We start from the raw sequence: 6,298 nt of genomic DNA on the forward strand, positions 1-6,298 counted from the left end.
ACCGGTGGGTCCGGCGCCCGGGCCGGAGAAGACCAGGTAACTGCTCATTATTGATGGGGGTACAGCTAGTGACATGACCGTGACGCATTTCGATATGCTGCACCCGTGGCGAACTGGGATCTGGTCGGGCGTGTCGCCGATCTGGACCGGTTCACTGCGGCCGCGAAGAATGCATTCTCCAGGGGCCTGATTCTCAGCGGCGATCCCGGTGTCGGAAAGAGCCGCCTGCTCTGCGAGGCCGTCCGCCGGCTGCCCGCCGATCGATACGCCGTCCATTCCGCCTCGGCCACGATCGGCACCAACGGCCTGCCCTTCGGCAGCCTCGCCCAAATGCTCCCGCCGGACGCGCCGCCCGGCCTCTCGGCGCCGGGCATGCTGCGCTGGGCGGCCGGCAAGCTGCAGGTCGACGCCGGCGAGCGCAGCCTGGTCCTCGCGGTGGACGACGCGCATCTGCTCGACCGCAGCTCCGCGGCGCTGGTCCACCTGCTGGTCCGCGAGGGCGCCACGCTGCTCGGCACCCTGCGCACCGGCGAGCCCGTGCCACCGCAGATCTCCGCACTGTGGACCGAGGGGCTGGTCGAGCACGCCGACCTGCTGCCGCTGAGCACCGAGGAGTCCCGCGACCTGCTGGCCGCCATCCTGGGCGGGCCGATCGAGGCACCGTCGGCCCAGCGGCTGGCGCGGCTGGCCGGCGGCAATCCGCTGCTGCTGCGCGAGCTGGTGATGGCCGCGCTGGGCGGCGGCGAGATGGGCCGGGCGTACGGGATCTGGCGCTGGACCGGCCGGCTCACCCTCGCACCCAGCCTGGCCGACCTGGTGGACGCCCGGATCGGCGGGCTCAGCCAGGGGGTACGCGAGGTGCTCGAGCTGGTCGCCTTCGGTGAGCCGCTGGGCCTGACGCTGCTTCTGCGAGCCACCCGCCGCCGCCACGTGGAGGCCGCCGAGGAACGCGGACTGATCCGAGTGGTCGACGACGGCCGCCGCCGCGACGTCCGGCTGGCCCACCCGCTCTACGGCGAAGTGGTCCGCCAGCACTGCCCGGCGACCCGCGCGAGCCGGCTGCACGCCACGCTGGCCGGGCTGGTCGAGAGCACCGGCGCGCGGCGGCGCGGCGACCTGCTGCGGGTGGCGGTGTGGCGGCTCGACTCCGGCACCGCGCAGGACGGGCGGATGCTGCTGGACGCCGCGGTCCAGGCGTTCGGGCGATTCGATCTCGGCCTGGCGCAGCGGCTGGCGGTCGCGGCCTGGGCGAACGGCGCCGGGTACGACGCCGCGGAGCTGCTGGCCACGGTGCTGCTCTACGCGGACCGGCCGGAGGACGCGATGGACGCCCTCGCGAGAGCGACCGAGGGGCCCGCGGTGCGTCGGTTGGTCGCGCGGGCCACCGTCGAGTTCTGGGGGCTCGGCCACGCGAGCGCCCCCGACGAGCTGACCGCGGCCGGTGTGGGTGATCCGCAGATCCGGGCCGTCGAAGCCCTGATGCGGCTCTACCTGATGCAGCTGGCGCGGGCGCGGGAGCTGGCGGAGGGCGTACTCGACGATCCGGCCGCCCGCACCCCGGCGCGCGAGCTGGCCCGCTGCGTCCTCGGCTTCCTGGCCGCCGCCGGCGGCGATCCGGCGGCCAGCGCCACGCTGCTGGACGTGGTCGAGGCCGGCAGCGGTGGCTGGCGGCTCGACACCCCGACCCTGCAGTACGCGCTGCCCACCGCCCTGGGCACCCGGGTGTGCGTCGCGCTGGACCTGCCCGCCATCGACCGCATCCTCGCCGACGAGTTCGCCGACCTGGCCCAGACCGGCGGCTTCGGCGTCGGCTCGGGGTGGATCTGCCTGCTGCAGGCCGAGGCGGCGTGGCTGCGCGGGCGCACCGACCTCGCCCTGGTCGCGACCGAGCAGGCCTGCGCGGCCCTGGCGCGCAACCGGCTCTACGACGGCAACATGCACGCTGCCCGGGCGCACATCGCGGCGCTGCGCGGCGAGGCCGAGCTGGCTCGCGACTCGATGCGCACTGCCGACCGGGCGGCGGGCGCGTCCAACGGCATCTTCTATCCGTGGCGGATCCAGGCGCAGGCCTGGACGGCCGCGGTCTGCGGCGACATCGCCGCCGCCGTCCGGCACCTTCAGGAGCTGGTCAAGCGGCTGCGAGCGGACGGCTTCGCCGGGCACGAGCTGCTCGCCCTGCACGACCTCGTCCGGCTGGGCCGGCCCGAGCTGGCCGCCGATCGGATGGCGGTGCTGCTCACCTCCATCCCCGGCGGGCCGGCCGCGCCGCTGCTGATGCGGCACGCGCAGGCCGCCGCCGGCTCGTCGGCCGACGGGCTGCTCGCGGTCGCCCGCGACTTCCACGGGCGGGGCTATCTGACCTTCGCAGCGGAGGCGGCGGCCGGCGCGGTGCGGCTCTTCCGGGCCGCGCGCGACCCGCAGGCGCTGGCGGCGAGCACGCTGCTGGCGGACGTGCTGGCGCGGTGCGACACCCTGCGTACGCCCGCCCTGCGCCTGGTCCAGCCGGCGCTGACCACCCGCGAGCGGCAGGTCGCCGAGCTGGCTGCCGACGGCGCGAAGAGCCGGGAGATCGCCGATCAACTCTTCCTGTCGCCACGCACGGTGGAGAACCACCTACAGCGCGTCTACGCGAAGCTGGGTGTGAACGGCCGCATAGAGCTGGCACCGGCACTGCGATCACTCCCGCAATAGGCTGACCGTGTGACGGACTTCGCGCCTGCCCTGCTGACCGACCACTACGAGCTGACGATGGTCAGCGCCGCGCTCAAAGACGGCACGGCCGGGCGATCGTGCGTCTTCGAGGCCTTCGCGCGGCGGTTGCCGGGCGGGCGGCGGTACGGGGTGGTCGCCGGGACCGGGCGCCTGATCTCGCTGATCCGGGATTTCCGCTTCGACCCGGAGCACATCGAGTTCCTCAAGGGCTCGGGCATCGTCGACGACGACACCGCCTCGTGGCTGGCGTCCTACCGCTTCACCGGTGACATCGACGGATACGCCGAGGGCGAGCTCTTCTTCCCCGGATCGCCCATCCTTACCGTTTCGGGCACCTTCGCCGAGTGTGTGCTGCTCGAGACGATGATCCTCTCCGTGCTGAACCACGACAGCGCGATCGCGGCCGCGGCGGCGCGCATGGTCACTGCCGCGCGGGGCCGGCCGATCATCGAGATGGGTTCGCGGCGTACGCACGAGGAAGCCGCCGTCGCCGCGGCCCGGGCGGCCTATCTCGCCGGGTTCGCGTCGACCTCCAACCTCGCCGCGGGCGGGCGGTACGGGATTCCGACCACCGGGACCTCGGCGCACGCGTTCACACTGCTGCACGACGACGAGACGACCGCCTTCGCGTCGCAGGTGGCGGCGCTGGGCAAGAACACGACGCTGCTCGTGGACACGTACGACATCGCCCAGGGCATCCGCAACGCCATCGCCGTCGCCGGGCCGGACCTGCGGGCGATCCGGATCGACTCCGGTGACCTGTCGGTGCTGGCCCAGCACTCCCGTGAGCTGCTCGACTCGCTCGGCGCCACGGAAACCAAGATCGTCGTGTCCGGCGACATGGACGAGTACTCGATCGCCGCCCTGGCCGCCGAGCCGGTCGACATGTACGGCGCCGGGACCGCGGTGGTCACCGGCTCCGGCGCGCCCACCGCGGGTCTGGTCTACAAGCTGGTCGAGGTGGAGGGCCGGCCGGTGGTCAAGCGCTCGGAGAACAAGGCGACGGTGGGTGGGCGCAAGACCGCCGTCCGGCGGCACAAGCCCACGGGTACGGCCACCGAGGAGGTCGTGGTGTCCCAGGGCGTGCCCGACCACGAGGTGAACGACCGGCTGCTCCAGCACTCGTACATCGCCGGTGGCGAGGTGCTGCCCGCGGTGCCGCTGGCGGAGTCGCGCGAGCACCTACGCCAGTGCCTGATCTCGATCCCGTGGGAGGGCCTGAAGCTCTCCGCCGGAGACCCGGCCATCCCGGTCACCATCGCATAGGGTTTCTGCCATGTCCCGTGCGCTGATCATCGTCGACGTGCAGAACGACTTCTGCGAGGGCGGTTCGCTGGCGGTCGCCGGGGGCGCCGCGGTCGCGGCCGGCATCTCGCTGGTGCTGGACAAGGCCGGGAGCCGCTGGGACCACGTGGTCGCGACCAAGGACTACCACATCGATCCGGGCGCGCACTTCAGTGACCAGCCCGACTTCGTGGACTCCTGGCCGCGGCACTGCGTGGTCGGCACCGGCGGCGCGGACTTCCACCCGGAGCTCGCCCAGGACCGGATCGAGGCGGTGTTCCACAAGGGCGAGCACCAGGCGGCCTACTCGGGCTTCGAGGGACACACCAATGAGGGCCTCGGCCTGGCGGAGTGGTTGCGCTCGCGGTCGGTGACCGAGGTCGAGGTGGTGGGCATCGCCACCGACCATTGCGTACGGGCCACCGCGCTGGACGCGGCCGCGGCCGGCTTCGACACCACGGTGCTGCTGGAGCTGACCGCCGGGGTGGCGGCCGCCACCACCGAGGCCGCGCTGCAGCAGTTCCGGGACGCCTCGATCGCCACCACCGGCACCCCGGTGGTCGACGTCTGACGTGACGCTCGTCTAACTCGTTCGAGAAATGTCGTACCTCCCGGGGAAGATGTCTGACGGAGGTTAGGACCGTCATGACACTCACGCCTTACCGGGAGACCCTCGCCCTGCGCGGCATCAAGTCGCTGCTGGTGGTGGCGACGCTGGCGCGCATCCCGATCGCCGCCGGCACCGTCACGCTGACCCTGCACGTCGTGCAGGATCTGGGGCTGGGCTATTTCCTGGCCGGGCTGGCCGGCGCGGCGTTCACCATCGGCGGCTCGCTGGGCGCGCCGGTGATGGGTCGCATCACCGACCGGCGCGGGCTGCGCCCGGTGCTGGTGCTCACCACCGTGGCCGAGGGCCTCTTCTGGTTCACCTCCCCCTCGATGCCGTATTGGGCGCTGCTGACCGCCGCGCTGCTCGGCGGGTTCCTGGCGCTGCCCGCGTTCGCGGTCGCCCGCCAGTCGATCGCCGCGCTGGCGCCGGAGTCGCACCGGCTGCCGGCCTTCGCCCTCGACTCCATCACCACCGAGCTGTCGTTCATGGCCGGCCCGGCGCTTGGCGTGCTCATCGCCACGGGCGCGGGCGGCCACGCGGCCATGTATGCGGTGGGCACCGGCATCCTGGTCTCCGGTGTCGGCTTGTGGGTGCTCAACCCGGCGATCCGCGGCCGCGACGAGGAGCCGGCGGGTGCGTCGCGCATCCCGCGGCGCGAGTGGCTGACCCCTCGCTTCGTCGGCATCCTGGCCATCACCACCGCGGCGACGCTCGTGCTCAGCGGCACGGACGTGTCGGTCGTGGCGGTGCTGCGCGCGTCCGGCGAGATCGAGTGGACGGGCGCGGTGCTGAGCATGTGGGCGGTGTATTCGCTGCTCGGCGGCGTCGTCTACGGCACGATGCGGCGCGGCCTGTCCCCGCTGACGCTCTTCGCCCCGATGGCGTTGCTGACCATCCCGGTCGGCCTGGGCGGCGGCCACTGGTGGCTGCTGGCCCTGCTGATCATCCCGGCCGGTGTCCTGTGCGCTCCGACGATCACGGCGACGGCCGACGCGATCAGCCGCCTGATCCCGGCGGGCGCCCGCGGCGAGGCGATGGGCTGGCACAACTCGGCCCTGACGGTGGGCGTCGCGATGGGCGCCCCGCTCGCCGGCGTCGTCATGGACTGGCAGAGCCCGCCGTGGGGCTTCGCCACGGTCGGCGGCATCGGCCTGCTGGTGGCCGTGGCGGTCCTGCCGTCGGAGCTGCGCAACCGCCGCGCCCGCGCGGCAGCACAGGCCGCCGAGCCACCGTCCGACCGGCCGTCCGACAAGCCGGCCTTGGACGCGGCCGCAGCCGGCCCGGCAACAGAGATGCCAATCCTGCCCACCCCGGAACCGACAGGCCCCCGCTCCTAAACCCGAACAGCTCGCCCAGCGCCCCGCGTGGCTAGCGGATCGGTGCGTAACCGGGTGCGCGGCGCCAGCGCGTGCGGCTAGTGCTAGGCGGGCGATGCGTCCAGCCAGCGCGCGCCGCCCGCGGTCGGTGCGTGCAGCAGTGCGCGGGGCGGTGCGTTGCGCCTGCGACGCAGGGCCGTGCGCGGGCAGGCGTCGCACGGCCGGCGGTGCAGAGCCTGTGCGTGCAGTGCGCGGGGCGGGTGCGCAAGCCCGGTGCGCAAGCCCGGTGCGCAAGCCCGGTGCGCAAGCCCGGTGCGCAAGCCCGGTGCGCAAGCCCGGTGCGCAAGCCCGGTGCGCAAGCCCGGGTGGGCGGTGC

4 protein-coding genes are annotated in these 6,298 nt (G+C 73.5%); all 4 read left to right on the plus strand.

The window, feature by feature from the left end:
• The first annotated feature begins 105 nt into the window (after window positions 1–105).
• Window positions 106–2,691 (plus strand): LuxR C-terminal-related transcriptional regulator, encoded by a 2,586-nt coding sequence (locus AB0M20_RS21545; protein WP_364300708.1) that lies wholly within the window; start codon window positions 106–108, stop codon window positions 2,689–2,691.
• Window positions 2,692–2,700: 9 nt separating this feature from the next.
• Window positions 2,701–3,978: a nicotinate phosphoribosyltransferase gene (locus AB0M20_RS21550; protein WP_364300710.1), complete on the plus strand. Its 1,278-nt coding sequence runs from the start codon at window positions 2,701–2,703 to the stop codon at window positions 3,976–3,978.
• A gap of 10 nt (window positions 3,979–3,988) precedes the next feature.
• On the plus strand, window positions 3,989–4,567 hold the full coding sequence (locus AB0M20_RS21555; RefSeq protein ID WP_364300712.1) for an isochorismatase family protein: 579 nt from the start codon (window positions 3,989–3,991) through the stop codon (window positions 4,565–4,567).
• Window positions 4,568–4,641: 74 nt separating this feature from the next.
• A complete protein-coding gene (locus AB0M20_RS21560) occupies window positions 4,642–5,943 on the plus strand; it encodes an MFS transporter (protein WP_364300715.1) in 1,302 nt (433 codons plus the stop codon).
• Window positions 5,944–6,298 lie beyond the last annotated feature (355 nt).

The organism is Actinoplanes sp. NPDC051633 (genome assembly GCF_040681735.1).
Taxonomy (GTDB): Bacteria; Actinomycetota; Actinomycetes; order Mycobacteriales; family Micromonosporaceae; genus Actinoplanes.